The following is a 25910-nucleotide window of genomic DNA, read 5'->3' on the forward strand; positions in this document are numbered from 1 at the left end:
TGCCGTTACGCACCACCCCGTCAGTAGCTGAACAGGAGGGACAGCTGATAGAAACAGAAGCCACTGGAGCACCTCAAAAACACCATCATACACTAAATCAGTAAGTTGGCAGCATCACCATTAATTTTATATTTATTTCGCAGCCAAACAGGATAAACATCAGTCAGGATAAAGACGTAAAATTTAAGATGAAAGAATATCTGCCGCTTTGATAATCCCAAACAGCAAAAGCATCCGACAGCGAAGTGCCGTTATGTTCTGTGAAAGTGGAGAAGGTAACCGCTAACGTTGTACCGGTGATTCGACGGAGAGTGTGGATTGCTGAGCTTCTTTTTTGCTCTGATGGTGCTGCCAGGCACCGACGGACGAGTAGATAAAACGGCCAAAGAAGAAGATAAAGCTGATGAGCAGTACGATACGGGTCATGCGACTGTTAAATCGGTGTCGTTTTCGCATACTGGTTGCCTGACTCACAAAAGGTTCCTTGAAGTATGTCCCACGCTGTGGACGGTACTTACATTAAGGCACAACAGGACAAAATGGTCAATTCTTCGTTATGTAAAAAAGCGTCAGTGGATACATATTTTAATGTTATGGAAGTTAATTTAATTATTTACAATGATGATGTAATAATGATGAATTAACATGATAAACGTAATAATTCATTAATCAGGGTTATTTTGTTTGATATATATCAATTGGTACTTTCATATGACACTTAGAATCAATGCTCTCTATAGTGATGAATAATCATCATTCGAAGTCAGGTGGGATGCCTGTCTGAATACACCTCCTTCAGGATGTGGGGGATTCTGCTGAGCATCTATGAAACTGAATGCAACTTATATAAAAATACGTGATAAATGGTGGGGGCTTCCGCTGTTCCTGCCTTCTTTAATCTTGCCCATTTTCGCCCACATTAATACTTTCGCGCATATTTCTTCCGGTGAGGTTTTTCTCTTTTATCTGCCTCTGGCACTGATGATCAGCATGATGATGTTTTTCAGCTGGGCGGCATTGCCAGGGATCGCCTTAGGGATTTTTGTCCGCAAATATGCAGAGCTGGGTTTTTACGAAACGCTATCATTAACGGCTAATTTTATTATCATTATCATTCTCTGTTGGGGCGGTTACAGGGTCTTTACTCCCCGGCGTAACAACGTTTCACATGGTGATACCCGTTTAATTTCCCAGCGTATATTCTGGCAGATTGTGTTTCCTGCAACGCTGTTTCTGATACTTTTCCAGTTTGCTGCATTTGTAGGATTACTGGCGAGCAGAGAAAATCTGGTCGGTGTCATGCCTTTTAACCTCGGGACTTTAATCAATTATCAGGCCTTACTGGTGGGTAATCTGATCGGTGTCCCGCTGTGCTACTTCATCATTCGGGTAGTGCGAAATCCATTTTATTTACGTAGCTATTATTCGCAATTAAAACAGCAGGTTGATGCCAAAGTCACCAAAAAAGAGTTCGCGCTCTGGCTACTGGCATTAGGTGCTTTATTGTTGCTGTTATGCATGCCGTTAAATGAAAAAAGCACAATTTTTAGCACCAATTATACCTTGTCATTATTGCTGCCCCTGATGATGTGGGGAGCGATGCGCTATGGTTATAAGCTGATTTCGCTGCTCTGGGCGGTCGTGTTGATGATCAGCATCCACAGCTATCAAAATTACATTCCCATTTATCCTGGCTATACCACGCAGCTGACCATAACCTCCTCCAGTTATCTGGTATTCTCTTTTATTGTCAATTATATGGCTGTACTGGCAACCCGTCAGAGAGCGGTAGTCAGACGCATTCAGCGGCTTGCGTATGTGGACCCGGTGGTTCATCTGCCAAATGTTCGCGCCCTGAATCGCGCGTTGCGTGATGCCCCCTGGTCTGCGCTTTGTTATTTACGCATCCCTGGCATGGAAATGCTGGTTAAGAATTATGGCATCATGCTGCGGATTCAATACAAGCAAAAACTTTCTCACTGGCTGTCACCCTTGCTGGAACCGGGTGAAGATGTTTATCAGCTTTCGGGTAACGATCTCGCGCTGCGACTGAATACAGAATCGCACCAGGAGCGCATTACCGCACTGGATAGCCATCTCAAGCAATTTCGTTTCTTTTGGGATGGCATGCCGATGCGACCGCAGATTGGCGTCAGTTACTGCTATGTGCGCTCGCCAGTGAATCATATCTACCTGCTGCTGGGAGAGCTAAATACGGTCGCCGAACTTTCCATCGTGACCAACGCCCCGGAAAATATGCAGCGTCGCGGGGCAATGTATTTGCAACGCGAATTGAAAGATAAAGTCGCGATGATGAATCGACTACAGCAGGCGCTGGAACACAACCATTTTTTCCTGATGGCCCAGCCGATTACCGGTATGCGTGGTGATGTTTACCATGAAATTCTTCTGCGCATGAAAGGTGAGAATGATGAACTGATCAGCCCCGATAGCTTCTTGCCGGTCGCGCACGAATTTGGTTTATCGTCGAGTATCGACATGTGGGTCATTGAGCATACGCTGCAATTTATGGCTGAAAACAGAGCGAAGATGCCCGCTCACCGTTTTGCTATTAATCTGTCTCCAACCTCGGTATGTCAGGCTCGTTTTCCTGTTGAAGTCAGTCAGTTGCTGGCTAAATATCAGATTGAAGCGTGGCAACTTATTTTTGAAGTCACCGAAAGTAATGCTCTGACCAATGTTAAGCAGGCGCAAATCACCTTGCAGCATCTTCAGGAATTAGGCTGCCAGATTGCGATTGATGATTTCGGCACCGGCTATGCCAGCTATGCACGGCTTAAAAATGTGAATGCCGATCTGCTTAAAATTGACGGCAGCTTTATCCGCAATATTGTGTCAAATAGTCTGGATTATCAGATTGTGGCGTCGATTTGCCATCTGGCGCGAATGAAGAAAATGCGGGTAGTGGCAGAGTACGTTGAAAACGAAGAGATCCGCGAGGCGGTGCTCTCTTTGGGGATCGATTATATGCAGGGTTATCTTATTGGTAAGCCGCAACCGTTAATTGATACGCTGAATGAAATCGAACCCATTCGCGAAAGTGCCTGAATAATGCGGGCCGACATTTCTCGTCGGCCCGCAAAGCATTAAGCGGCGATTTCAGGTGTACTTTCTTCTTCAATTTTCAACCGCCAGCCAGCCACGCCTTCCCAGTATTCTTGCTCCTTTTCCAGATCAAGCAGTACCAGCGCATTCTGACTAAACCAGTCATGCGGGAAACGCAGTGTCCAGTGACTGTCATCAGTAATCAGCGTCAATGTTGGCGGTGTGGTGGTTGCCTGACGTTGATTGTTGAGTAATACGCCAAGGCGCAATAGCTGTATCAGTGGCAGGAACTGTTTCTTCTTAAACAAGGTAAAGCGCGGCAGATCGTCGAGCTTAATCGCTTTACGGTGATAGCGCACCAGTGTCGCCATCATCAGCTGCTGTTCCTGATTAAAACCCGGCAAGTCACTGTTTTGCAGAATATAAGCGGAGTGGCGATGCAAACCGCTGTGGTTGATATTCAACCCGACCTCATGCAGCATGGCGGCCCATCGCAGTAGCGCCTCCAGTTGCGGATGCGCCAGCTTCGGTTGCTGTTCCCGCCACTGTTCGTACATTTGCATAGTGGTATCCAGCACCCGTCGGGCCTGTTCGCTGTCGATGTGATACTGGTTGGCGAGGCTGCTGGCGGTGCGACTACGCACATCCTGATGACGGAAACGTCCTTCCATTTCATACAGTACGCCTTCGCGTAACGCCCCGTCAGAAAGGCGCAGTTCACGGATGGCTAAAGCATCAAACACACCGCATAAAATCGCCAGTCCCGGAACGAAGACTGTTTTCCGCTCTTCGGAAAGACCCGGTAAACTCAGCGATGCGAAATTACGGTGACGTAAAACTTCTTTTACCAGTTTTTCCAGACGTTCCGGGGTAATTATCCCGTCTTTCTCGCCCATTTCCATTAACACTTCATGGGCGGCTTTTATGGTACCGGAAGCGCCCATTGCAACGTTCCAGCCCTGAATACGGAATTGCCAGGTTAAAGTTTCCAGTTTTTGTGCTGCCGCCATGCGAGCGCGCTGAAAATTCTCTTTATTGATGACCCCGCCAGGAAAATAAAGCTGGGCAAAGCTGACACAACCCATCCGGCGGCTTTCAACGAGAATAGGTTCGAAATTTTCACCAATCACCAGTTCCGTAGATCCGCCGCCAATATCAATAACCAGTTTGCGACCTTTTTCCGGTTGGGTATGTTCCACGCCCATAAAAATCAGACGGGCTTCTTCATTACCGGAAATAATTTCAATCGGGTAGGGAATGACCTTTTCCGCGCGTTTCAGAAAGTCAGTGGCGTTCAGCGCCTGACGCAGCGTATGGGTACCAACTATACAGACGCTGGCAGGAGAAAACCCTTGTAGCCGTTCGGCAAACAGCGACAGACAGTTTAAACCGCGCGTCATTGCCTCTTCACTCAACATATTATCTGGCCCCAGGCCGTCCGCCAGATGCACCCGCTGTTTCAGGCGGCCAATAATCTGCATGGCACCATCTACCACACGGGCTATGACCATGTGAAAACTGTTTGAACCAAGATCGACCGCAGCAAACTCCTGCGGACGAGGGGATTTATCGTGTATTGGCATAGGGTTATTCAGGTTGTTCGAGTGATTTGATGTAGTCATAAATCGCCAACTGCGCCCGTACTTTGCGGCGATTGCCGCGGGGAACGTAGCGATTACTGAGTTCTTTATCGATATAACGTGCTTTGACCGTATCGCTGAACAATATGTCGATGATGTCCAGTACCCGCTGCTTCAGGCGCGGATCGAGCAGCGGCGTCGCCACTTCAATACGATAATCAATATTGCGCGTCATCCAGTCGGCGGAAGAAAGGTAGACCTTTTTATCGCCGCCATTTTCAAAAATATAAACCCGGTCATGTTCAAGGTAACGGTCAACAATACTGATGGCACGAATGTTGTCGCTAATGCCTTCCAGATTGGGGATCAGCGAACACATTCCGCGAACCAGCAGATTAACCGGTACGCCGGAGCTGGAGGCCGCATACAGACGATCAACCAGGCCTTTATCGACAAGGTTATTTAGCTTCAGGGTGATACCACTGGGCAGCCCTTGCTGCGCGTTGGCGATCTCGCGGTCCACCATTTCATACAATAGGCGGCGGGAGTTTTGCGGCGATACCATTAAATAATCAAATGTCACCGGACGGTATGGGTTTTCAATAAAGTTAAATACCCGCCGTACTTCGTTGGTGATGCGCGCATCGGCGGTCAGCAACGAATAGTCAGTATAAAGACGCGCGGTTTTTTCGTTAAAGTTCCCGGTCCCGATGTGTGCATAACGCACCACTTCACCGTTTTCTTTACGTGAAATCAGGAACAGTTTGGCGTGAATTTTCAGCCCCGGCGCAGAGAAGATAACGTGCACGCCTGCTTCGGTCAGGCGCTTCGCCCAGTGAATGTTGGCTTCTTCGTCGAAACGCGCCTGTAACTCAACCACCACGGTGACTTTCTTACCGTTATGTGCGGCGTGGATCATCGAGTCGATGATGCGTGAATCTTTCGCCACGCGGTAAATGTTAATTTTAATCGCCAGTACGCTCGGGTCGAACGAAGCCTGACGCAGCAGTTCCAGCACATGCTCAAAGGTGTGATAAGGATAATAGAGCAACACATCGCGTTCGCGAATGGCATCAAAACCATTGCGGAACTGGGCTTTATCAAACCAAATATGGCGTAAACGCGGCAGTGGTTTGTTCACCAGATTGGCTTTGCCGACATTGGGGAAATTAATAAAGTCTTTAAAATTATGATAACGACCGCCGGGGACGATGGAGTCGTAGCGGGAAATAGTCAGTTTTTCGCGTAACACTTCAACCAGCGCATTGGGCATATCGCGCTGATAAACAAAACGCACCGGCTCAGCAGTTAAACGCTGCTTGAGACTGGAAGACATCAACTCCATCAGGCTGGCTTCCATCTCATGCACTAAATCGTATTCGGCATCGCGGGTCATCTTCATTGAATAGGCATTCAGCGCGTCATAATCAAAGAAGCCTTTGAAAATATCATCAAGGCAGTAACGCAGAATGTTATCCAGAAGAATCATCGGCTTGCGTCGACGCGGTGCTTCTGGCGGTAAATTCACAAAGCGCGGCACTTTATCTGATGGGATCTCCAGCAGCGCGTAACGGATGGTATCGCCACGGATAATTTCCACCGCCAGATAGGTGTAATCATCTTTCAGGAACTGCACTAAGTCAGTGTCAGGATTGATTAAAATCGGCGTAATGTGCTGACGCAGATACTGCTTAAAATAATGACGCAGCCAGTTTTGTTGATTGACGGAGAGCTGGCGTTCATTAATCAGGAAGATCTGGTTGCGCGCCATCTCCAGCAATAGCTCGTTGTAGAGGCCGTCGAATTCCTGATCGGCTTTCAGCACCCGGGACTGAATTTTGCCCAGTAAATGGCGGGAATGAGAGTTGGAGCCTTGTTCTTCGCTAATAATGATGCGTCGCTTCAGTTCAGCGAAGCGGACTTTATAGAACTCATCAAGGTTATTGGAATAGATCCCCAGGAAACGCATCCTTTCAATCAGCGGGTTAGATTTGTCCGCCGCTTCCTGAAGCACGCGTTCATTGAACGATAACCAACTGAGCTCTTTTTCGATGTATAGCTTTTCCTGACCCATTACCACTTTTACTCCGTTTTATTCACGGGACACTGCCTGGATATTATGGCGAGCAATATTGGCAGATGTCCAACTATGCCAGAAAAGGGGGAAAAAAACTGCTGGAGCTTGCGATTTACAGGTGAATTGAAAAACGCCAGCGGCAGAGCTGGCGCTTTAACTACGGGGGCATTACTCGTCGGCAGCGTAGCCCTGCGGCGGCAGACGTTGACCATCCAGCCACGCGGCGTTTTCGTGCATTTTCAGACGACCATCGGCAAACCAGCTAATCACCAGTGGATAAATAGCGTGTTCCTGGGTTTGCACGCGGGCGGTGATGTCATCTTCCGTATCACCAGCAAATACCGGGACTTTCGCCTGTAAAATAACCGGGCCACCGTCCAGTTCATCGGTGACGAAATGCACCGATGTACCGTGCTCTTCATCACCATTTTCCAGCGCCTGACGATGGGTGTGTAATCCGGGATATTTCGGCAGCAGAGAAGGGTGAATGTTCAGCAAACGCCCGGCATAGTGGGAGACAAACGCCGGGCTGAGAATGCGCATAAAACCAGCCAGCACGACCACATCGGGTGCGTACATGTCGATTTCATGAATCAACTCCCGGTCATAGGCTTCACGACTGTCAAACGCGCTGGCGATGAGCGTATGCGTTGCAATACCCGCCTGGCGGGCGCGTTCAAGGCCGAACGCGTCGGCCTTATTGCTGAAAACTGCCCGTACGGTGCCTTTAATTTTGTTAGTTTTACAGGCGTCAATAATTGCCTGTAAATTACTTCCGTTGCCGGAAATAAGCACCACAATATTCATTATTCGATAACCACGCGTTGTTCGGAATCAGAGGCTTTGATGATACCGATTTTCCACGCGTTTTCACCGTTGGCATTTAGCAGGGCGAGGGCTTTGTCCACTTCCGGAGCAGGCAGGGCAATAATCATCCCGACGCCGCAGTTGAAGGTGCGATACATTTCATGGCGTTCAACGTTACCTGCCGTTTGCAGCCAGTTGAACACTTCCGGCCACTGCCAGGAAGATTCATCAATCACTGCCTGGGTATTATCTGGCAATACGCGCGGAATGTTTTCCCAGAAGCCGCCGCCGGTCAGGTGCGCAATGGCATGCACATCGACCTTTTCAATCAACTCCAGCACTGACTTCACGTAAATGCGGGTCGGTGCCAGCAGATGATCGGCTAATGGTTTACCATCAAGTTCGGTGGTTTGCGGATCACAACCGCTGACTTCAAGAATTTTGCGCACCAGCGAATAGCCGTTCGAGTGCGGACCGCTGGAACCGAGTGCAATCAGCACATCGCCGTCGCTGACTTTAGAGCCGTCGATGATTTCTGATTTTTCTACCACGCCCACGCAGAAACCCGCGACATCGTAATCTTCACCGTGATACATCCCTGGCATTTCTGCCGTTTCGCCACCCACCAGTGAACAGCCCGATTGCAGACAACCTTCCGCAATGCCGCTGATCACCGCTGAAGCGGTATCAACATCCAGTTTTCCGGTTGCGTAATAGTCGAGGAAAAACAGCGGTTCTGCACCTTGCACCACCAGGTCATTAACGCACATGGCGACCAGATCAATACCAATGGTGTCGTGACGTTTTAAGTCCATTGCCAGACGCAGCTTGGTTCCTACGCCGTCAGTACCGGAAACCAGCACAGGTTCACGATATTTTTGCGGCAATGCACACAGCGCACCGAAGCCGCCCAGACCGCCCATCACTTCCGGACGACGCGTTTTCTTCACTACGCCTTTGATTCTTCCAACCAGAGCATTACCCGCGTCAATATCAACACCGGCATCTTTGTAGCTAAGAGAGGTTTTATCGGTCACTGCTTGGGTCCCCACGCGTTACTTGCGGTAGAAAAATAAAATTCGGCGCAATTCTAACAGGGAAAGCAAACGTTTGCGAGACTGCTTTACACAACCTTTTTGCACGTCTTTTCCCCAGGCGCGCGGCGAAAGAAGACTTGTGCCAGGGCAAAGGTTAGTTTTCGGATGGAATAATCTTCTTTCATAACCATTTGAATATAAAATAACTTTATCTCAAACCGTTATCATTTTGACTAAAGTCAACGAAAATAATATTGCCGCCTTGAAGAAAGGAGGTATAATCCGTCGATTTTTTTTGTGGCTGCCCCTCAAAGGAGAAAGAGTATGAAGATCGTGGAAGTCAAACACCCACTCGTCAAACACAAGCTGGGACTGATGCGTGAGCAAGATATCAGCACCAAGCGCTTTCGCGAACTCGCTTCCGAAGTGGGTAGCCTGCTGACTTACGAAGCGACCGCCGACCTCGAAACGGAAAAAGTAACTATCGAAGGCTGGAACGGCCCGGTAGAAATCGACCAGATCAAAGGTAAGAAAATTACCGTTGTGCCAATTCTGCGTGCGGGTCTTGGTATGATGGACGGTGTGCTGGAAAACGTTCCGAGCGCGCGCATCAGCGTTGTCGGTATGTACCGTAATGAAGAAACGCTGGAGCCGGTACCGTACTTCCAGAAACTGGTTTCTAACATCGATGAGCGTATGGCGCTGATCGTTGACCCAATGCTGGCAACCGGTGGTTCCGTTATCGCGACCATCGACCTGCTGAAAAAAGCGGGCTGCAGCAGCATCAAAGTTCTGGTGCTGGTAGCTGCGCCAGAAGGTATCGCTGCGCTGGAAAAAGCGCACCCGGACGTCGAACTGTATACCGCATCGATTGACCAGGGACTGAACGAGCACGGATACATTATTCCGGGCCTCGGCGATGCCGGTGACAAAATCTTTGGTACGAAATAAAGAATAAAAATAATTAAAGCCGACTTTAAGAGTCGGCTTTTTTTTGAGTAAAGCGCCTATAACACATAATACAGAGGATAATACTATGACGCGCCGTGCTATCGGGGTGAGTGAAAGACCGCCACTTTTACAGACAATCCCGCTTAGTTTGCAACATTTGTTCGCCATGTTTGGTGCAACCGTCCTGGTGCCCGTCTTATTTCATATTAACCCGGCGACTGTACTGTTATTTAACGGTATTGGAACGCTGCTGTATCTCTTCATCTGTAAAGGGAAAATTCCGGCTTATCTTGGTTCCAGCTTTGCCTTTATTTCACCGGTATTGTTACTGTTGCCGTTGGGGTATGAAGTCGCGCTGGGCGGCTTTATTATGTGCGGCGTGCTGTTCTGCCTGGTTTCTTTTATCGTGAAGAAAGCGGGGACCGGCTGGCTGGACGTGCTGTTTCCACCTGCGGCAATGGGCGCAATCGTTGCCGTCATCGGTCTGGAGCTGGCGGGCGTAGCTGCCGGTATGGCGGGTTTACTCCCGGCTGAAGGGCAAATGCCAGACTCCAAAACCATCATCATCTCTATTACCACCCTGGCGGTCACGGTTTTAGGTTCCGTGCTGTTTCGTGGTTTCCTGGCAATTATCCCGATTTTAATTGGCGTGCTGGTGGGGTACGCGCTCTCTTTCGCAATGGGAATTGTCGATACCACGCCGATTATTAATGCTCACTGGTTTGCGCTGCCAACCCTCTATACGCCGCGCTTCGAGTGGTTTGCCATTCTGACTATTCTGCCAGCGGCATTAGTGGTTATTGCCGAACACGTAGGGCACCTGGTAGTAACGGCTAATATCGTCAAAAAAGATCTGCTGCGCGATCCAGGTCTGCACCGTTCGATGTTTGCTAACGGCCTGTCGACCGTGATCTCCGGCTTCTTTGGCTCTACGCCAAATACCACTTACGGAGAAAACATTGGCGTGATGGCGATCACCCGTGTTTACAGTACTTGGGTTATCGGCGGGGCGGCGATTTTCGCTATCCTGCTTTCCTGCGTCGGTAAACTGGCTGCCGCTATCCAGATGATCCCATTGCCGGTGATGGGCGGCGTTTCGCTGCTGCTTTATGGTGTCATCGGTGCTTCCGGTATTCGTGTTTTGATCGAATCGAAAGTGGATTACAACAAAGCACAGAACCTGATCCTGACTTCCGTGATTTTGATCATCGGCGTCAGTGGCGCGAAGGTAAACATCGGCGCGGCGGAGTTAAAAGGTATGGCGCTGGCGACCATCGTCGGTATCGGCTTAAGTTTGATCTTCAAACTGATTAGTGTGCTGCGCCCTGAAGAAGTGGTGCTGGACGCAGAAGACGCGGATATAACAGACAAATAATGTACCGACCGGGCAGTGTTGCTGCCCGGTTCAAACATCATGGGATTCTGTGGTAAACTTCTCGCGATTTTGTGAAATCCTGGTTGAGGTATCTCTGAACACACCGGCACAGCTCTCTTTGCCACTTTATCTTCCTGACGACGAAACCTTTGCAAGTTTCTGGCCGGGGGATAACTCCTCTTTACTGGCCGCGCTGCAAAACGTGCTGCGTCAGGAACATAGCGGTTACATCTATCTCTGGGCACGCGAAGGCGCGGGGCGCAGCCATCTGCTGCACGCGGCTTGCGCGGAATTGTCGCAGCGTGGCGATGCGGTGGGCTATGTCCCGCTGGATAAACGCACCTGGTTTGTTCCGGAAGTGCTCGACGGTATGGAGCATTTGTCGCTGGTCTGTATCGACAACATTGAGTGTATTGCAGGCGATGAGTTGTGGGAGATGGCGATTTTCGATCTCTACAATCGAATTCTGGAATCGGGCAAAACACGGTTGTTGATCACCGGCGATCGTCCACCGCGGCAGTTGAATCTGGGATTACCGGATCTCGCGTCGCGACTCGACTGGGGGCAGATCTACAAATTGCAGCCACTTTCTGATGAAGATAAGTTGCAGGCGCTACAGTTACGCGCGCGTTTGCGTGGTTTTGAACTGCCGGAAGATGTGGGGCGTTTCTTGCTGAAGCGGCTCGACAGAGAAATGCGCACGCTATTTATGACGTTGGATCAGTTGGATCGTGCGTCGATTACCGCGCAACGTAAGCTGACCATTCCGTTTGTGAAAGAAATTCTGAAGTTGTAGATAAGGTGTTTATTGTCGGATGCGGCGCGAACGCCTTATCCGAACTACGCGAAGTTAATCCATAGTATTCGTAGGCCGGATAAGACGTGGCAAGCGTCGCATCCGGCAATGTGCTTCAACTAGCGATGGAGCACATCTTAACCCACGATTTCCAGTACCTGCTCCGGTGGACGACCAATCCGCGCTTTGCCATTCGCGACCACAATCGGGCGCTCCATCAGCTTCGGATTATCCACCATTGCCTGAATCAGCGCCTCTTCGCTAAGCGAACTGTCAGCCAGGTTCAGTTCTTTATAAAGATCCTCTTTCTGGCGCATCAATTCACGGGCGCTATTCATCCCCAGCATTTTCAGCAAATCGCGCAGCGTTGCAGCATCGGCGGGTGTCTCAAGGTAGAGCACCACTTCTGGCTCCACGCCGTTTTCTTTCAGCAGGTTCAGCGTTTCCCGGCTCTTTGAACAGCGTGGGTTATGGTAGATTTTTACCTGTTTGGTCATTGTTCTTCCTTTAATGCGAATTACATCTTGGTATAAGGCTTAAAGCGTTCCTGCAGCTGGCGCAACTGGTCGATGCGCGCATCGTAACGCGCTTGTTGCAGGCTGCCTAATTTCACCTGCGAACTGGCGCTACTCAACAGCGAAATGGCCTGATCGAGTCGCCCGGCGAGCGCATAACCTTCTGCTCGCGCAGCCAGCTCCTGATCGCGGTTATTTAGCGCGGCTTCCGCCTGTGCCAGCAAATCCCAGCCGTTGCTGTCATCTTTATTATTAAAGGTGTAGCGATTCAGAATATTGGCCGCTTCTTGTGGTTGACCGCCTTGTAGATAAGCGTTCGCCAGGTTGAGCTGCAACACAGGATTGGTGCGTAAATCGCGGGCATTTTTCAGACGATTGATCGCCTCATTGGCTTTGTTTTGCCCAAGATCGATATCGGTAGCCAGATCGAGATACCATGCGTTGCCAGGTTCTGCCGCCAGTAACGGTTGCAGCGTTTTACGCGCCTCGTCGTATTTATTGGCTTCCATCGCCTGTAAAGCACGACCATATTGTGCTGCTCGTTGCTGACGAACGTTTCCTTTCGCCCATTCATCCAGCAAATCACTGGTGAGCTGGTTACGTCCGGAATTATACATCCCCAGTGTGCGCGCTTTCGCCAGATAGAAATCTTCCGACGACTGCACCACCATCGGGCGCATCTGATTAGCACGGTTGCGGGCATCTGCCAGACGACTTTCCGGCAACGGGTGAGTCAATAAAATTTCCGGCGGGCGCGAGGAGTAACGCGCCTGATCGAGTAATTTTTCGAGGAAGGTTGGCATCGCCTGCGGATCGAATCCCGAGCGTTGCAGCACCTGAATACCAATGCGGTCCGCTTCCTGTTCATTTTGCTGGGTGAAGCTGATCATTCCCTGGCGCGTTCCCGCCAGTGTACCGGTCAGTGCCGCCATCCCCGCCTGCGGACTGGCCATCGCCAGTAAAATAGAACCTAACGCGCCGACCCAGGTCAGCGGCGCGCTGCGCTGCTGATCTTCCATCGCTCGCGCCAGGTGACGTTGGGTGACGTGGGAGATTTCGTGCGCCATAACTGAAGCCAGTTGACTTTCGTTATCGGAATAACGGAACAGGGCAGAGTGCAGCACCACGTTGCCGCCAAAGAAAGCAAAGGCGTTAATTTCGTCGTTGTTGATCAGAAAAAAATGAAACGGTGTCTTAACCGAATTGGCATGCGAAACCAGACGCATCCCCAGCGAATTAATATATTGCGTTAACAGCGGGTCATTAATTAACGGCGCGCTGCCGCGTAGCTGGCGGACATAATAGTCGCCCATCTGCATTTCCTGACCAATGGAAAGCGTGCTTCCTGCGGAGGTTCCCATATCCGGCAAGGTGTCTGCGCTGTCGGCAAACGCCGGGGCTACCTGACCAATGGTCATAGCAGCAATGAGGGTTGCAACCAGGTTTTTTTTCAACTGCCTGAACATAACCTCTATCCTGTATTTCTGAAGATAGTCATTTGACCGATACTGTGAAATATCGTTCCCACCGCGCCGCCTTTGAGTGTAACGGCGAAGATTAGCCCACTCAAATGACTTTTCAGTTTCCTGAATCCGTCATAAAAAGCGAAGTCTTTTTTGTGACATTTCGATACAATTGCTGATCGCAATCCCGCTCTTGAGGTTCAGGGAAGGTCTTTATGCTCGAAATGTTGATGCAATGGTATCGCCGCCGTTTTAGCGACCCGGAAGCGATTGCCTTGCTGGTTATTTTAGTTGCCGGATTTGGCATTATCTTTTTCTTTAGTGGCCTGCTTGCTCCGTTGCTGGTGGCTATTGTGCTGGCCTATTTGCTGGAATGGCCAACCGTGCGCCTGCAATCTATTGGCTGCTCCCGCCGCTGGGCGACGTCGATTGTATTGGTGGTTTTCGTCGGTATATTGCTACTGATGGCGTTCGTGGTACTGCCTATCGCCTGGCAACAGGGCATCTACTTAATCCGCGATATGCCGGGGATGCTCAATAAGCTTTCTGACTTTGCCGCCACGTTGCCGCGCCGCTATCCGGCGTTAATGGATGCGGGCATTATTGATGCAATGGCCGAAAATATGCGCAGTCGGATGCTGACCATGGGCGATTCGGTGGTGAAAATTTCCCTCGCCTCGCTGGTCGGTTTGCTGACCATAGCCGTCTATCTGGTGCTGGTGCCATTGATGGTCTTCTTCCTGCTGAAAGACAAAGAGCAGATGCTGAACGCCGTTCGTCGGGTGCTGCCGCGCAACCGTGGACTGGCAGGACAGGTGTGGAAGGAGATGAATCAACAAATCACCAACTATATCCGCGGCAAAGTGCTGGAGATGATCGTGGTGGGGATCGCCACCTGGCTGGGGTTCTTGCTCTTTGGGCTGAACTATTCGCTGCTGCTGGCGGTGCTGGTCGGCTTCTCGGTACTTATTCCGTACATTGGCGCATTTGTGGTGACCATTCCGGTGGTTGGCGTGGCGCTATTCCAGTTTGGTGCAGGCACGGAATTCTGGAGCTGCTTCGCAGTGTATCTGATTATTCAGGCGCTGGACGGCAACCTGTTAGTACCGGTGTTGTTCTCCGAAGCGGTTAACCTGCATCCGCTGGTGATTATTTTATCGGTGGTGATCTTCGGTGGTTTGTGGGGATTCTGGGGCGTATTCTTCGCCATTCCATTGGCGACCCTGATCAAAGCCGTGATCCACGCCTGGCCCGATGGGCAAATAGCGCAAGAATAATCTTCAGCCCGACGAACTGTTTCGCCGGGCTGATTTTTCAGGATTCCTGACGTAAATAAATAGCCCGATAACAAATACTCACCAGCACTGCACCGCCGATAATATTACCCAGCATCACCGGGAGCAGATTGGCGGTAATAAAATGGCTGACCGTCAGAGCCGGAAAATTGTCTGCGCTACTGTGCGCCAGTTGCCAGAAGGGGGGGAGGGGCGAAATGGCGAATGGCAATGGCGAACGGAATCACAAACAAATTGGCGATACAGTGCTCAAAGCCACTGGCGACAAACAGGGTGATGGGCAAAATCATGGCGACGATTTTGTCGCATAACGAACGCCCGCAATAACTCATCCACAGCGCCAGGCAAACCATCAGATTGCACATAATGCCGAGGCTGACAGATTCAGTAAATGTATGATGCATTTTGCCCTCGGCGCAGTGTAAAACCGCGACTCCCCACATCGCGTTTTCACTCATCACCAGCCCGGAAAACCAGATTAACAAACTGAAACAGGCAATACCTGCCAGATTACCGCAGGCCACCAGAAGTGCGTTAATCAGCCAAGTTCGCCAACTAATAACGCCCCGACTTTTTGCCATCACCGTCATTACCGACGAGGTGAACAGGCTGGTGCCGCAAACCGCCAGCAAAATAAAGCCGAGTGTAAAGCAAAGGCCGCCCACCAGATGGGTTAATGCCTGTGAAGACGGGGCATCGGCGATAACGGAAAGGTAAAAAGTAAATCCAATCGTCATAAACACGCCAGCGGACATCGCCATTAAAAAGACCGATACTTTGCTGCGGGCAATTTTATGGGCAGCAATCCGTTCAGCGATTGCCGCTTTTCTGGCGCTCAACTGCAAGTCGAAAGAGAGTTTGTTTCTCATGCATACTCCTGCAAAAGCAGATTACAACACCTCGCGAACCGAGATCCCCAGACGCTGCATTCGTGACAGCAGCGTGGTGCGCTTCATCCCTAATCGTGTCGCCGCGCCACGGGGCCCGGCAACAATGCCATTGGTTTCTCGCAATACCTGAACAATGCGCTGACGTTCTTCTTCGTCATTCTCTGGCGTCGTCGGGTGCAGCAACTGCGCCATTGAACTGCGAAGCGCTGAATCTTCATTTAGCGTCGGCAGTAAACGGCTTTGTCGGACATTAAGATGTAAATTCAGACTGTTACCGCGAGTCAGCAGTACCGCTCGCTCAATCACGTTTTCCAGCTCGCGCACGTTGCCCGGCCAGTCCCACGACATCAACTGGCGTAGCGCCTCGGTTGGGATGGCGTCAATTGCGCGATTCATATGGCGCGCCATTTTTTGCGTGAAATGTTTTGCTAAAAGAGGGATATCTTCCGGACGGTCGCGCAGCGGCGGCAATTCCAGTGGGAAGACATTCAGGCGATAAAAGAGATCGCTGCGAAACTGGCGATCTTCAACCATTTGCCACAAATCACGGTTGGTGGCGGCAATGACTCTGACATTCACCGGGATCGTTCTACTCCCGCCGAGACACTCAATCTCCCGCTCCTGCAATACGCGCAGCAGTTTAGGCTGAAGTTCTAACGGCAGATCGCCAATTTCATCGAGAAACAACGTGCCGCCATCGGCAATTTCAAAACGACCACGATGGGTATTAATCGCACCAGTAAACGCCCCTTTGTCATGACCGAATAACTCACTTTCCAGAAGACTGGCGGGGATGGCAGCGCAGTTGATTTTGACCAGCGGCTTGTCGTGTCGCGGGCTAAGTTGATGGATCGCTCTGGCGATCACCTCTTTGCCGGTTCCGGTTTCACCGCAAATCAACACCGTACTGTCGCTCTTCGCCACAATATCTACCTGCTGGAGTAGGTCTTCCATTGCCTGGCTTTGATAGATAATGTCACCGATGCCCAGATTCGAAAGGAGCTGCTCGCTAAGCTGGTGGTTTTCTTGCTGCAAACTTTCCTGCAAATCGGTCATGCTACGCCAGGCATCGGCATTGCCAACGGCAATAGCGATGCGATCGGCTATGTGTTGTAGTAGCTGGCAGTTTTCCTCACTAAAGAGAGTGGAAGAGGTATGCGCCAGCAACAATGCACCCGGTGTATGGTTGCCAAAGGTAAGCGGTATAAGGAGCGCAGATTCGCAGCCGTTAGATGCAAGTAAGAGTAATAACGGGTCGCGTTGCCAGAGAAACAGATCGTCTGCACGGTGCGTCAAGGTCGGTTGTCGGGTTTGTAGCGTTTGTGTCAGCAATACACTGTCGCCAGGCATATTGCGTGGCAGACACGCACAATGTGAGGCAGAAAGATCGCTGCACCACAGGCTAAACTTCTCGTTCTTTCGATGATCGCCCAGTACCATACTGACTGAAGCCAGACCGAAAAAATGATGGATCTCACGAGCGACGTCAGCGATCAGATCGTCGAGATCAAGATGTGACAGCACTGCATTAGTAATATCAACCAGTACCCGATGATGATCGCGATCTTTCTCCAGCAAACGCAGCGCCACCTGCTGTTCTTCATCATTGAGCCATGATTGCAGAACCGGGGTGATTATCCGCGCCAGCCAGTTAAACAGTGTGCAATCCTGGGGAGTAAAACGACTGCCGTGGGTGCGAATAAAGCGTAGCTCCGCCATTCCACTACTGCCGAGAAGGACGGCGTGACGCGAATAATCGACCATCTCGCCCTGATACTCTGTTGTTGCCGTCACATCGCTGCCATCATCATGGTAGCGGTAATAGAAGTTGCTTTTGAGAACATGCAGTTCAATAAGTTGTACCGGGCTGAACGGCGGCGGCAGCGGGATGAAGGCGCGTAATAAAGACGCCTTACCGTGTTTCTGCGCTAACCGCTCCGCGAGCATTCCGTTTACCGCTTCAATTGTTATTCCTTGCGGCGGGGCAAACATCGCCTCGTCTGACATAGCCATCAACAGTCCTTATTAATGAGAAATCCTTCTCACGTAATTTTTCTGGCCATCAGATAGATGGCCGGTTCCTGCACAATTTCATCCAACAGATGAATGAATTGAATGCTACGCGCCTGCCACACAGACGTCGCGTCATCCGCCAGTGGCGCGAATGCCCGGGTCAACAGGGCGGTGTGGCTGGCGTCAATAACAATCTCACCAAAGGTCATCACCCCCAGCATCTTACGTCGGGCTTGCTCCTCTTCGACCAGTGCAAGCCAATCTTCGTATTCCGTCAGTGGGCAGCGGAAGGCGACATTCAGACAATCAATCACGCCAACGTGATGACCGATAGCCAGCGAGTAATACATTACCTGAGAGCTGTGTTCCGGCATCTCGTCGCTACTGGCGACAAACTTTTTTCGCAGCGTCCAGAAAACAATTTCCCCGCACTCTTCAGTCATGTAACCCCCGGAGTACGCGAAAGAGTTGCTGAACGATACTATTGAGACGTGGATCGTCGGCATCGCGCAACCAGGTGTTAACCCGATTTCCTGTAGGATCGTCGCTTAAATGGCGCAGGAGCCGATCGCAAATTTCTCGCCCCTGACGATAGCCCGCCAGCCGCCGCGCTTCTCGCTCAATGGCGATACGCTGTGATGGCGGGATCTGCGGCCACAACGGTTGCATAGTCACCCCGGTGGGATCGCGATAATCCACCGCGTGAATCTTCTGTTGCAGCAAACCGAGCGCCACGGCGAAACCGTGAATGGTGGCGGCCGGTGTTGGCGGGCAGCCGGGGATCCAAACATCAATGGGGACAATGGTGTCGCTGCCGCCCCAGACGCTGTAGAGATCGTGGAAAATACCGCCGCCGACACCGCACGCGCCGTAGGAAACACAGATTTTATGATCGGGGGCAGACTCATACGCCCGAAGTGCAGGCATACGCATCGCCCGGGTGACTGCGCCTGTAAATAACAAAATATCGGCGTGACGCGGTGATGAAATAACCTTAATGCCAAAACGTTCTGCGTCGAATACTGGTGTGATGGCGGCAAAAATTTCGATTTCACAGGCGTTGCAGCCGCCGCAATCGACGCGATAAACGTAAGCCGAGCGACGGATATCCTGTAGCAAATGCTGCTTCATCTTTTGCGTTTGCTCGTCCAGCGTGATGGGCTGGCTGACATGTTGTGTAAGCACTGGGCTCATAGCTGCTCCTTAGCCACCAGCGGTACATCTGTATCGTCGTTGAGCAGCGTCGCGCGTTGTTTGCACTCCGGGCAGACGCTCGCTTGCGCCCATAACATTTCGCGGTTTTGTGGCGCATTTTGTTGCTGTGCCAACAATTCAGTAGCCAGTGCGACGGTTTTTTGCTGGGCAAACGGGCGTTCGCAACGGCTGCAACGTTGTAGATGGAACGTCGCGCGGGTATAGAGATCGGCTTTATTGGTGACGGTCAGTTCAAAGTTATTGGTAAGCTGGATGGCTCTGGTCGGGCACACTTCTTCACAACGTCCGCAGTAAATACAACGCCTCAGATAGAGCTGCCAGGTGCGCGAATTTTGCTGGTCGTCGGTCTGGATAGTCAGCGCATTTGCCGGACAAGCACAGGCGCCGCAGGCAATACATTGGCTGGGCATCAGGTCCGGTTTCCCGCGAAAGCCTGGGCTGACCTCCAGTGGCGCGAAGGGATATTTCACCGTCGCGGTTCCGGCGCGCATAATAGTTTTCAGTAACTTCAGCATCTTCTGTCCTTACTTCAGCGGCGAACGGTTACGATCAATGCCGTAGCGTTCGATCTCTTTATACGGCACGGTTTTTGACTGGCGCTTGCGCACATCTACCAGCGTCACACGGTCGGTACAGGAGTAGCAGGGATCAAGGCTACCGATAATCAGCGGTGCGTCAGAAACGGTATTGCCGCGCAGCATGTAACGCAACACCGGCCAGTTGGCGTAGGTGGCGGCACGGCAGCGCCAGCGGAACAATTTTTGGTTATCACCGAGCATGCTCCAGTGCACGTCTTCACCGCGTGGCGCTTCAACAAAGCCCAGCGCGAATGCGTGAGGTTTATAGCTAAAGCCTTCGGTCAGCAGTGGGGTATCCGGCATGTTGTCGAGGGCAAATTCCAGCATTGCCAGCGAATCAAACGTCTCTTTGACACGGACCATCACGCGGGAGAAAACATCGCCGCCGGTAAAGGTAAACAGTGTTTTTGGAATATTGCCGTAGTCGGCGTAGGGGTGATCAAAGCGCAAATCACGGGCGATTTGTCGGTCGAGAATGCCAATGCCCTGAGTGCGTTGTTCCATATTCGGCGTAGCAAGCAGCATCTCTACCAGCTCCGACACGTCGGCGCGCATCTCGCGCACCAGTTTCAGCGTTTGCAGACGTTGCTCTTTGAGAATATCGCGGCGAACACCACCAATCAGATTCAGACCGTAGGTTTTACGCGACCCGATCAGCAATTCCGCCATCGTCATCGACTTTTCCCGCACGCGGAAAAATTGCATAAAGCCGGTATCAAAACCAACGAAATGGCAGGAGAGGCCAAGGTTAAGCAAATGACTGTGTAGCCGTTCGACTTCCAGCAGAATCGAGCGAATAGTATGTGCTCGTTGCGGCACCTCAATCCCCAGTGCATTTTCAACCGAATTGGTATAGGCCACACTGTGGGCAAAACCGCAAATCCCACACACGCGGTCCGATAAGAAGGTCACTTCGTTGTAGCCCATCCGCGTTTCTGCCAGTTTCTCCATGCCGCGATGGACATAAAACAGGCGGTAATCAGCATCGACAATTTGCTCGCCATCCACAAACAAGCGGAAGTGACCCGGTTCATCGGAGGTGATATGCAGCGGGCCGACAGGGATCACCCGCGCATCGCTGTTGCCCTCATTGATAAACGGATACGTTTCGGAATCAGTCGTCGGTTCAGGGCGCAGTCGATAATCCATCGCATCTTTGCGCAGCGGATGCATATCTTCCGGCCAGTCATCGGGCAACACCAGGCGACGCTGATCCGGCAGGCCAACCGGAATCAGCCCGTACATATCGCGAATTTCTCGCTCGCCCCAGACCGCGGCAGGGACGCGCGGTGTGACTGACGGAAACTCCCGACTGTCGGCATCGACCAGCGCCTTCACCACAATCCAGCATTTTTCGGCCCCTTCCATTGAAAGGGCATAATAAACCGCGTAATGACCGTTAAGTGTCCGCTCGTCGTTGCCAAACAGGACCGGAAGCCAGCCATCATGTTGATAATAAAGATACTGTACAACGTCAGGCAGCAGATTGATTTTCACCGTAATGGTGACCTGTTCAGGCGTTTGTCGCTCTTCATCCAGCACCGCGCCGGGGAACTGCGTTTTCAGGGCGGCGAGAATCGCTTCGCCACGATTTGACGATGAATTAACGTTCACTGTGTTTCTCCGAAACAGATGCGGTGCCTGAAGGCAAAAAATCATGCCAGGTGCTACGTTGTGCAGGCAGATCGTGCGTCCCTGAGAGGACTATAGTGGAAGCGCCCGCCAGGATCCTGATGACAGGTTGTGGAATATGCGTTCCCATCGCCAGCATCATGACCAGCAGAATCACCATTGGCGAGGTGGTCAACCAGCCGAGATCACCCCGGTTAACGGCCTGCGGCGGTTTCGCCATTAACACCCGCGCAGCCATCCGTACCAGGCCCGCCAGCACCAGCGTTAACAGCAATAACAGCAGGACGATAATCAGCAGGTGATTACGTGCCAGTCCGGCGGTAATGGTCATAAATTCGCTAAGAAAAATGTTGAAGGGCGGCATCCCTGCCAGCGCCAGCGCACCGCCGCCAAACAGCACGGCGGTAAATGGCATGATTTTGAGCATCCCACAGACGACGTTGAGATCGCGCGTGCCGTACTTGAGCAGTACATTGCCGGAACCGCAGAACAGCAGCGTTTTTGCCAGACTGTGGTTTAAGATGTGCAGCAGCGCGGCAAAAATTCCCAGCGGCCCGCCAATGCCTAGCTCCACCGCGACCAGCCCCATGTTCTCCACGCTGGAGTACGCCAGCAGACGCTTAATGTCCCGCTGTACCAGAATGAAAAATGCCGCCACGGCAACCGACAACATGCCGAAGATGAGCAACAACCGGTTGGGGAAATCGCTGCCGATGGCTTGGCAAATAATGATGTAATAGCGAATCAGCACCAACAGCGCGCAGTTCAGCAATACGGCGGAGAGCAGGGCGCTGACCGGACTCGGCGCTTCACTGTGAGCATCCGGCAGCCAGGCGTGCATGGGAAATAGCCCGGTTTTGGTACCAAAGCCAATTAGCAAAAACACAAAGGCCAACAGCATTAATGTTGGGTCAAGCAAGGACGATTGCTTAAGAACCTCGCTCCAGAATATCGCCATTTCTGCCTGCGGCATAACGCTGGCGGCGTTGGCGTATACCAGCACGGTACCGAACAGACCAAAAGCGACACCAACAGTACAAATAATGATGTACTTCCATGCAGCTTCCAGCGATGAACGCTGACCGTAAATGCCTACCAGAAACGCCGAGCTTAAGGTGGTGGCTTCGATCGCCGCCCACATCACAATCAGGTTATTGCTGGTAACAACCAGCAGCATGGTGAACAAAAACAGATGGAAGAAACCGTAGTAATCGCACAGCGTAACGGGTGAAAGCTCGCCGTGTGCCACTTCATGACGCATGTAGCCAATCGAGTAAATACCGGTGAGAAAGCCAATCACACCAAGAATGGCGAGGAACAAACCGCCCAGACCATCAATATGAAGCCACAGTCCCGCAGCGAATATTTCTCCTGCATCAGCGGCAGTTTGGACCACCCAGAGTGCCAGAATCAGCAGCAGTGTGATCCCTAAGCTATGTAATACGGTCACCGTGCGAGTCGCAGAAAGTCTCCGTTTCCGGCAGGCAAAACAGAGCAGCGAAAAAAGCAGCGGCGTGAGCAGGAGTAAAGCGAACATCACAGAATAACTCATCTCATTATCCCTTCAGCGCGGTCAAGTTGTTCACGTCCAGCGTGCCGTGGGTACGCCATATTTTTCTTGCCAGTAACACCATCACAATGACGGCGAAGATGGCGTCGGTAGCGATACCTATTTCCACCAGTTCCGGTGCTCGCCAGGCAAGAAGCGCCAGCACCAGATGGGAGCCGTTTTCCATCAGGCAGTAACCAAAAATTTGCCGCAGGATATTGCGCTGGCTGACAATGCACAGCAGGCCAAGCAGAAAATGACCTAACGCTACCGCCAGCGCCGGTTTCAGCCCGGTAGCCATCGGTAGCTTCACGGGCTGAACGACAAATGCGCAAAGCAGGACAATTAACGCCGCGAGCAGTGCCATCATTGCCGGACCGAATAACGCTTTTTCCGGGATGTTCTGGGGAATATTTCGTGCAGCGTAAGTCATGATTAACGGTACCAGCAGCACTTTGGTGATAAAGGCGCTGGCGGACCAGATCAGCAGTTGCTCTGCGGCGAACAGGCACGAGAGGGTGGCGAAAATAGACACCAGCACCAGTGACTGGCAGGCGTAAAATCCGCATGACAGGCGATAGCTTTTGACGCTAATCACAAACAGTGATGTCAGCATCATCAGTCCCGCCAGATTATTTACGATCATAGAACCGGTCATTCATCATCTCCTTACTGCAACCAGGTCGCGGCGATTACGCTGGAAATCAGCGACATCACAATCAGTACAATCAACACCAGGCGCATTGACCCTGGCAGCGGTGCGGCATCGGCGACGGCCTCGCTCGGTTTGCCAGGCACGACGCGACCAAACCAGCGAATAAACCAGGCGAAACTGGCGACCGATTCAATCATCAGCAGAATCATGGCGGGCAGCAGGATCCAGTACTCCACTGACAACGCAAAACCGGCAGCAAACAGCGGGAATTTACTGAAGAAGCCGTTGAACGGCGGCACGCCGGTAATTGCCAGCGCTGCCACGCAGAAACCCACGCCAGGCAACGGCAGGGTGTGCAATACGCCACGCAGACGCGGCAACAAGCGCGTGCCGCAGCTGTAACTCAGCGCACCTGCTACAAGGAAAAACAGGCTTTTAGCGAACGCGTGGTTGACGATGTAGGCGATGCTACCCTCCAGCGCCAGCCGCGAGCCGAAGATGGAGAGCGACAAGCCGAAGAACATCCAGCCAAGTTGAGTGATGGTCGACCAGGCCAGCAACCGCTTCATATCCTGCTGTGGCAAATACATCAGAAATCCATAAAGAATGGTGACCAGGGCCATGACCATGCCAACGCCGCCAATCACATGCGGGATATTGCCGCCGTCGATAATGGCGCGGGCAAAAATGTAAACGCCCACTTTCACCATCGATGCGGCGTGGAGATAGGCGCTGATCGGTGTTGGCGCTTCCATTGCGTCCGGTAGCCACGCTTGCATCGGTAGCTGGGCCGATTTCCCCCACGCGGCAAACAGGATGCCGCCATAAACCAGATAACGTGCGTCGCCGTGTAACTCGCTCATCGCGCTAAGCGCAAACGTTCCGGTCTGCAAAAACAGCGTGGCGGCGGCAAGATACAACCCCAACGAGCCGATATGAGTGATAAGTAACGCTTTTAGTGCTGAACGCTGCGCTTTATCGCTCTGGTAATAACTGATCAACGCCCAGGAGCAGCCGCCCGTAATTTCAAAAAACAACAACTGACCGAGCAGCGTCGAGGAGAGTACCAGTCCCGCCATCGCGCCGATAAACACCAGCAAAAATGCGTAATAACGATTCGTGCCGTTATGCGGGTGTTCGCGATTTTTATCCGTCAGATAACCCGTGGAGTAGATCGTGACCAGCAAACCGAGAAACACCACCACAAACAGAATCAGCGTACTCACGCGATCAATGACCAGGCCAAACAATGCCATATCCCCCACGTTGACCAACGTCAACGTGACGGCAACTTTATCGGCCTGATAAAACGCGGAGATCAGCGACAACATGCACAGCGTGGTCAGTGCGGCGAACAAAACCCCCATTCGGCGGCCCGACGTTGTGGCGAAAACGAAACGACCAGTGCGCCGATAAAAGGCAGCATTAACGTCGTCAGAGCAAGATTTTCCATATTCCGTCAGTGCTCCTTACAGACCGGTTAACCAGAAGACCCATGCAAGCGCAGCAAGGCTGAAGCCAAGCCAGGTCACATGGTGAATGAGTAAAAAACGCCCGCGTGCCAGCGTGTTTTCTGCGATTGAAGCCAGTACAAAAATCAGCAAAACCTTGAGCAGCGTAACGACAAGTGAAGTCAGCAGGCAGGTGAGAGAAAGTTCTTGCGCGCGCCCAAAGGGCAGAAACAGGGCCACAAACAGTGCTGCCATCACGACCTGTTTCAGCCCCAGCCCCCATTTCGCCAACGCCAGCCCGGCACCGGAATATTCGGTCAGCGGGCCTTCCTGTAATTCCTGTTCTGCTTCAGCAACATCAAAGGGAATTTTTCCCATCTCTATGAAGCAGGCAAAACCACAGGCCAGTAACGCCAGTACGGTGGTTAGCGGCGAGTTCCAGCCCATCGCCAGCGTATTGCTGATCATCTCGATATGCGTGGAATCCGCTATCAGCGCCAATACCAGCAGTGAGAGAATGAGCATGGGTTCGACCAGAATGCCGAGCGTCAACTCGCGACTGGCACCGACTCCCGCAAACGGGCTTCCGGTATCCAGCCCTGAAAGAGCAAAGAAAAAACGAAACAGGGCAAGAAGATAGATAAGGGTGATCAGATCGCCGCCGCCCGCAAAAGGGAAACGGTAATAAATAGTGGTAGGGCCATCGCCAGCACCAGCATGCTGCTGATTAATACCCACGGCATCAGGCGGAACATCAGACCTGAAGATATAGGCGCAACTTCCTGGCGTTTAAACAGTTTGTGGATATCGCGATAATCCTGCCAGATCTCCGGCCCGCGGCGGGAGTGCATACGCGCGCGTATCTGCCGGGAAATACCCGTAAAAAGTGGGGTTAGCATCAGCAGAATCACGGCCTGTGCTAACGCAAAAATGACCAGATATCCGTCGCAAAGAGTTTGTCTCAT

At 51.6% G+C, this 25910-nt stretch carries 21 protein-coding genes and 3 pseudogenes; 6 read left to right on the forward strand and 18 right to left on the reverse strand.

Annotated elements, in window-relative coordinates; genetic code table 11:
- The coding region (locus K0778_RS10410; RefSeq protein ID WP_001676991.1) for an IS1 family transposase at positions 1-64 on the reverse strand (64 nt) is incomplete at its 3' end.
- A gap of 218 nt (positions 65-282) precedes the next feature.
- Complete coding sequence (locus K0778_RS10415) at positions 283-474, reverse strand: YfgG family protein (protein WP_000076001.1); 192 nt, start codon at positions 472-474, stop codon at positions 283-285.
- 17 nt (positions 475-491) lie between these two features.
- On the opposite strand from K0778_RS10415, the gene K0778_RS10420 reads away from it, so the two are divergent.
- Positions 492-644, forward strand: a complete 153-nt coding sequence (locus tag K0778_RS10420) for a hypothetical protein (protein WP_000017552.1) — start codon at positions 492-494, stop codon at positions 642-644.
- 181 nt (positions 645-825) lie between these two features.
- Entirely contained in the window at positions 826-3069 is a 2244-nt protein-coding gene (gene pdeF, locus K0778_RS10425; protein ID WP_063084702.1) for a cyclic-guanylate-specific phosphodiesterase PdeF, read from the forward strand.
- Positions 3070-3107: 38 nt separating this feature from the next.
- Here pdeF and ppx read toward each other — a convergent pair whose 3' ends face one another.
- The 4 genes from ppx to purM all read right to left on the reverse strand — a co-directional run bounded on the left by ppx (position 3108) and on the right by purM (position 8567).
- A complete protein-coding gene (gene ppx / locus K0778_RS10430) occupies positions 3108-4649 on the reverse strand; it encodes an exopolyphosphatase (RefSeq protein ID WP_001121363.1) in 1542 nt (513 codons plus the stop codon).
- Positions 4650-4653: 4 nt separating this feature from the next.
- The gene (gene ppk1, locus K0778_RS10435; RefSeq protein WP_000529576.1) at positions 4654-6720 is read right to left on the reverse strand and encodes a polyphosphate kinase 1; all 2067 of its coding nucleotides are present in this window, start codon (positions 6718-6720) and stop codon (positions 4654-4656) included.
- A 171-nt stretch (positions 6721-6891) separates the two neighbouring features.
- A complete protein-coding gene (gene purN, locus K0778_RS10440; RefSeq protein WP_001028614.1) occupies positions 6892-7530 on the reverse strand; it encodes a phosphoribosylglycinamide formyltransferase in 639 nt (212 codons plus the stop codon).
- Positions 7530-8567 carry a phosphoribosylformylglycinamidine cyclo-ligase gene (purM, locus tag K0778_RS10445; RefSeq protein WP_001295474.1) on the reverse strand — a complete coding sequence of 346 codons (1038 nt, stop codon included), beginning with the start codon at positions 8565-8567 and terminating at the stop codon, positions 7530-7532. Before purM ends, purN begins: the two co-directional genes overlap by 1 nt.
- 324 nt (positions 8568-8891) lie before the next feature.
- Here purM and upp point away from each other — a divergent pair, with 324 nt between their 5' ends.
- From upp to K0778_RS10460, 3 genes are all read left to right on the forward strand, one after another.
- Positions 8892-9518, forward strand: coding sequence for a uracil phosphoribosyltransferase (upp, locus tag K0778_RS10450; RefSeq protein WP_001295473.1), 627 nt, complete (start codon positions 8892-8894; stop codon positions 9516-9518).
- Positions 9519-9603: 85 nt separating this feature from the next.
- Entirely contained in the window at positions 9604-10893 is a 1290-nt protein-coding gene (uraA, locus tag K0778_RS10455) for a uracil permease (protein WP_001618749.1), read from the forward strand.
- A 94-nt stretch (positions 10894-10987) separates the two neighbouring features.
- A complete protein-coding gene (locus K0778_RS10460; RefSeq protein WP_001307333.1) occupies positions 10988-11689 on the forward strand; it encodes a DnaA inactivator Hda in 702 nt (233 codons plus the stop codon).
- 137 nt (positions 11690-11826) lie between these two features.
- On the opposite strand, the gene arsC is transcribed toward K0778_RS10460, so the two are convergent.
- Positions 11827-12186 (reverse strand): arsenate reductase (glutaredoxin), encoded by a 360-nt coding sequence (arsC, locus tag K0778_RS10465; protein ID WP_000166449.1) that lies wholly within the window; start codon positions 12184-12186, stop codon positions 11827-11829.
- 20 nt (positions 12187-12206) lie between these two features.
- Positions 12207-13670, reverse strand: coding sequence for a beta-barrel assembly-enhancing protease (bepA, locus tag K0778_RS10470; protein WP_000489667.1), 1464 nt, complete (start codon positions 13668-13670; stop codon positions 12207-12209).
- 212 nt (positions 13671-13882) lie between these two features.
- On the opposite strand from bepA, the gene K0778_RS10475 reads away from it, so the two are divergent.
- Positions 13883-14944: an AI-2E family transporter gene (locus K0778_RS10475; protein WP_000892044.1), complete on the forward strand. Its 1062-nt coding sequence runs from the start codon at positions 13883-13885 to the stop codon at positions 14942-14944.
- A gap of 37 nt (positions 14945-14981) precedes the next feature.
- Here K0778_RS10475 and focB read toward each other — a convergent pair.
- The 10 genes and pseudogenes from focB to hyfC all read right to left on the reverse strand — a co-directional run bounded on the left by focB (position 14982) and on the right by hyfC (position 25910).
- Positions 14982-15831 (reverse strand): annotated as a pseudogene (gene focB, locus K0778_RS10480) (formate transporter FocB).
- Positions 15832-15852: 21 nt separating this feature from the next.
- Complete coding sequence (hyfR, locus tag K0778_RS10485) at positions 15853-17865, reverse strand: DNA-binding transcriptional regulator HyfR (RefSeq protein WP_001618747.1); 2013 nt, start codon at positions 17863-17865, stop codon at positions 15853-15855.
- 29 nt (positions 17866-17894) lie between these two features.
- Entirely contained in the window at positions 17895-18308 is a 414-nt protein-coding gene (gene hyfJ / locus K0778_RS10490) for a hydrogenase 4 assembly chaperone HyfJ (RefSeq protein ID WP_001300799.1), read from the reverse strand.
- Positions 18301-19059 (reverse strand): hydrogenase 4 catalytic subunit HyfI, encoded by a 759-nt coding sequence (gene hyfI / locus K0778_RS10495; protein ID WP_000075541.1) that lies wholly within the window; start codon positions 19057-19059, stop codon positions 18301-18303. Before hyfI ends, hyfJ begins: the two co-directional genes overlap by 8 nt.
- Positions 19056-19595 (reverse strand): hydrogenase 4 subunit H, encoded by a 540-nt coding sequence (gene hyfH, locus K0778_RS10500; protein WP_000916086.1) that lies wholly within the window; start codon positions 19593-19595, stop codon positions 19056-19058. The genes hyfI and hyfH overlap by 4 nt, the downstream gene beginning before the upstream one ends.
- Before the next feature lie 9 nt (positions 19596-19604).
- Complete coding sequence (hyfG, locus tag K0778_RS10505) at positions 19605-21272, reverse strand: hydrogenase 4 catalytic subunit HyfG (protein ID WP_001102321.1); 1668 nt, start codon at positions 21270-21272, stop codon at positions 19605-19607.
- The gene (gene hyfF, locus K0778_RS10510) at positions 21262-22842 is read right to left on the reverse strand and encodes a hydrogenase 4 subunit F (protein ID WP_000122577.1); all 1581 of its coding nucleotides are present in this window, start codon (positions 22840-22842) and stop codon (positions 21262-21264) included. The genes hyfG and hyfF overlap by 11 nt, the downstream gene beginning before the upstream one ends.
- Before the next feature lie 4 nt (positions 22843-22846).
- The gene (gene hyfE / locus K0778_RS10515; protein ID WP_000147987.1) at positions 22847-23497 is read right to left on the reverse strand and encodes a hydrogenase 4 membrane subunit; all 651 of its coding nucleotides are present in this window, start codon (positions 23495-23497) and stop codon (positions 22847-22849) included.
- 11 nt (positions 23498-23508) lie between these two features.
- Positions 23509-24947: pseudogene (hyfD, locus tag K0778_RS10520) on the reverse strand (hydrogenase 4 subunit HyfD).
- A 16-nt stretch (positions 24948-24963) separates the two neighbouring features.
- Positions 24964-25910: pseudogene (hyfC, locus tag K0778_RS10530) on the reverse strand (hydrogenase 4 subunit HyfC).

This window comes from Escherichia sp. XD33 (genome assembly GCF_019375075.1).
In the GTDB taxonomy this organism is placed as follows: domain Bacteria; phylum Pseudomonadota; class Gammaproteobacteria; order Enterobacterales; family Enterobacteriaceae; genus Enterobacter; species Enterobacter flexneri_A.

Excerpts from the sequence above, each read along its gene's own strand:
- K0778_RS10420 (WP_000017552.1), top strand. The coding sequence starts at position 492 with ATGTCCCACGCTGTGGACGGTACTTACATTAAGGCACAACAGGACAAA.
- arsC (WP_000166449.1), bottom strand. The coding sequence starts at position 12,186 with ATGACCAAACAGGTAAAAATCTACCATAACCCACGCTGTTCAAAGAGC.
- uraA (WP_001618749.1), top strand. The coding sequence starts at position 9,604 with ATGACGCGCCGTGCTATCGGGGTGAGTGAAAGACCGCCACTTTTACAG.
- purN (WP_001028614.1), bottom strand. The coding sequence starts at position 7,530 with ATGAATATTGTGGTGCTTATTTCCGGCAACGGAAGTAATTTACAGGCA.
- ppx (WP_001121363.1), bottom strand. The coding sequence starts at position 4,649 with ATGCCAATACACGATAAATCCCCTCGTCCGCAGGAGTTTGCTGCGGTC.
- hyfE (WP_000147987.1), bottom strand. The coding sequence starts at position 23,497 with ATGACCGGTTCTATGATCGTAAATAATCTGGCGGGACTGATGATGCTG.
- hyfH (WP_000916086.1), bottom strand. The coding sequence starts at position 19,595 with ATGCTGAAGTTACTGAAAACTATTATGCGCGCCGGAACCGCGACGGTG.
- pdeF (WP_063084702.1), top strand. The coding sequence starts at position 826 with ATGAAACTGAATGCAACTTATATAAAAATACGTGATAAATGGTGGGGG.
- hyfJ (WP_001300799.1), bottom strand. The coding sequence starts at position 18,308 with ATGACTGAAGAGTGCGGGGAAATTGTTTTCTGGACGCTGCGAAAAAAG.
- ppk1 (WP_000529576.1), bottom strand. The coding sequence starts at position 6,720 with ATGGGTCAGGAAAAGCTATACATCGAAAAAGAGCTCAGTTGGTTATCG.
- hyfR (WP_001618747.1), bottom strand. The coding sequence starts at position 17,865 with ATGGCTATGTCAGACGAGGCGATGTTTGCCCCGCCGCAAGGAATAACA.
- hyfI (WP_000075541.1), bottom strand. The coding sequence starts at position 19,059 with ATGAGCCCAGTGCTTACACAACATGTCAGCCAGCCCATCACGCTGGAC.
- bepA (WP_000489667.1), bottom strand. The coding sequence starts at position 13,670 with ATGTTCAGGCAGTTGAAAAAAAACCTGGTTGCAACCCTCATTGCTGCT.
- K0778_RS10475 (WP_000892044.1), top strand. The coding sequence starts at position 13,883 with ATGCTCGAAATGTTGATGCAATGGTATCGCCGCCGTTTTAGCGACCCG.
- upp (WP_001295473.1), top strand. The coding sequence starts at position 8,892 with ATGAAGATCGTGGAAGTCAAACACCCACTCGTCAAACACAAGCTGGGA.
- hyfF (WP_000122577.1), bottom strand. The coding sequence starts at position 22,842 with ATGAGTTATTCTGTGATGTTCGCTTTACTCCTGCTCACGCCGCTGCTT.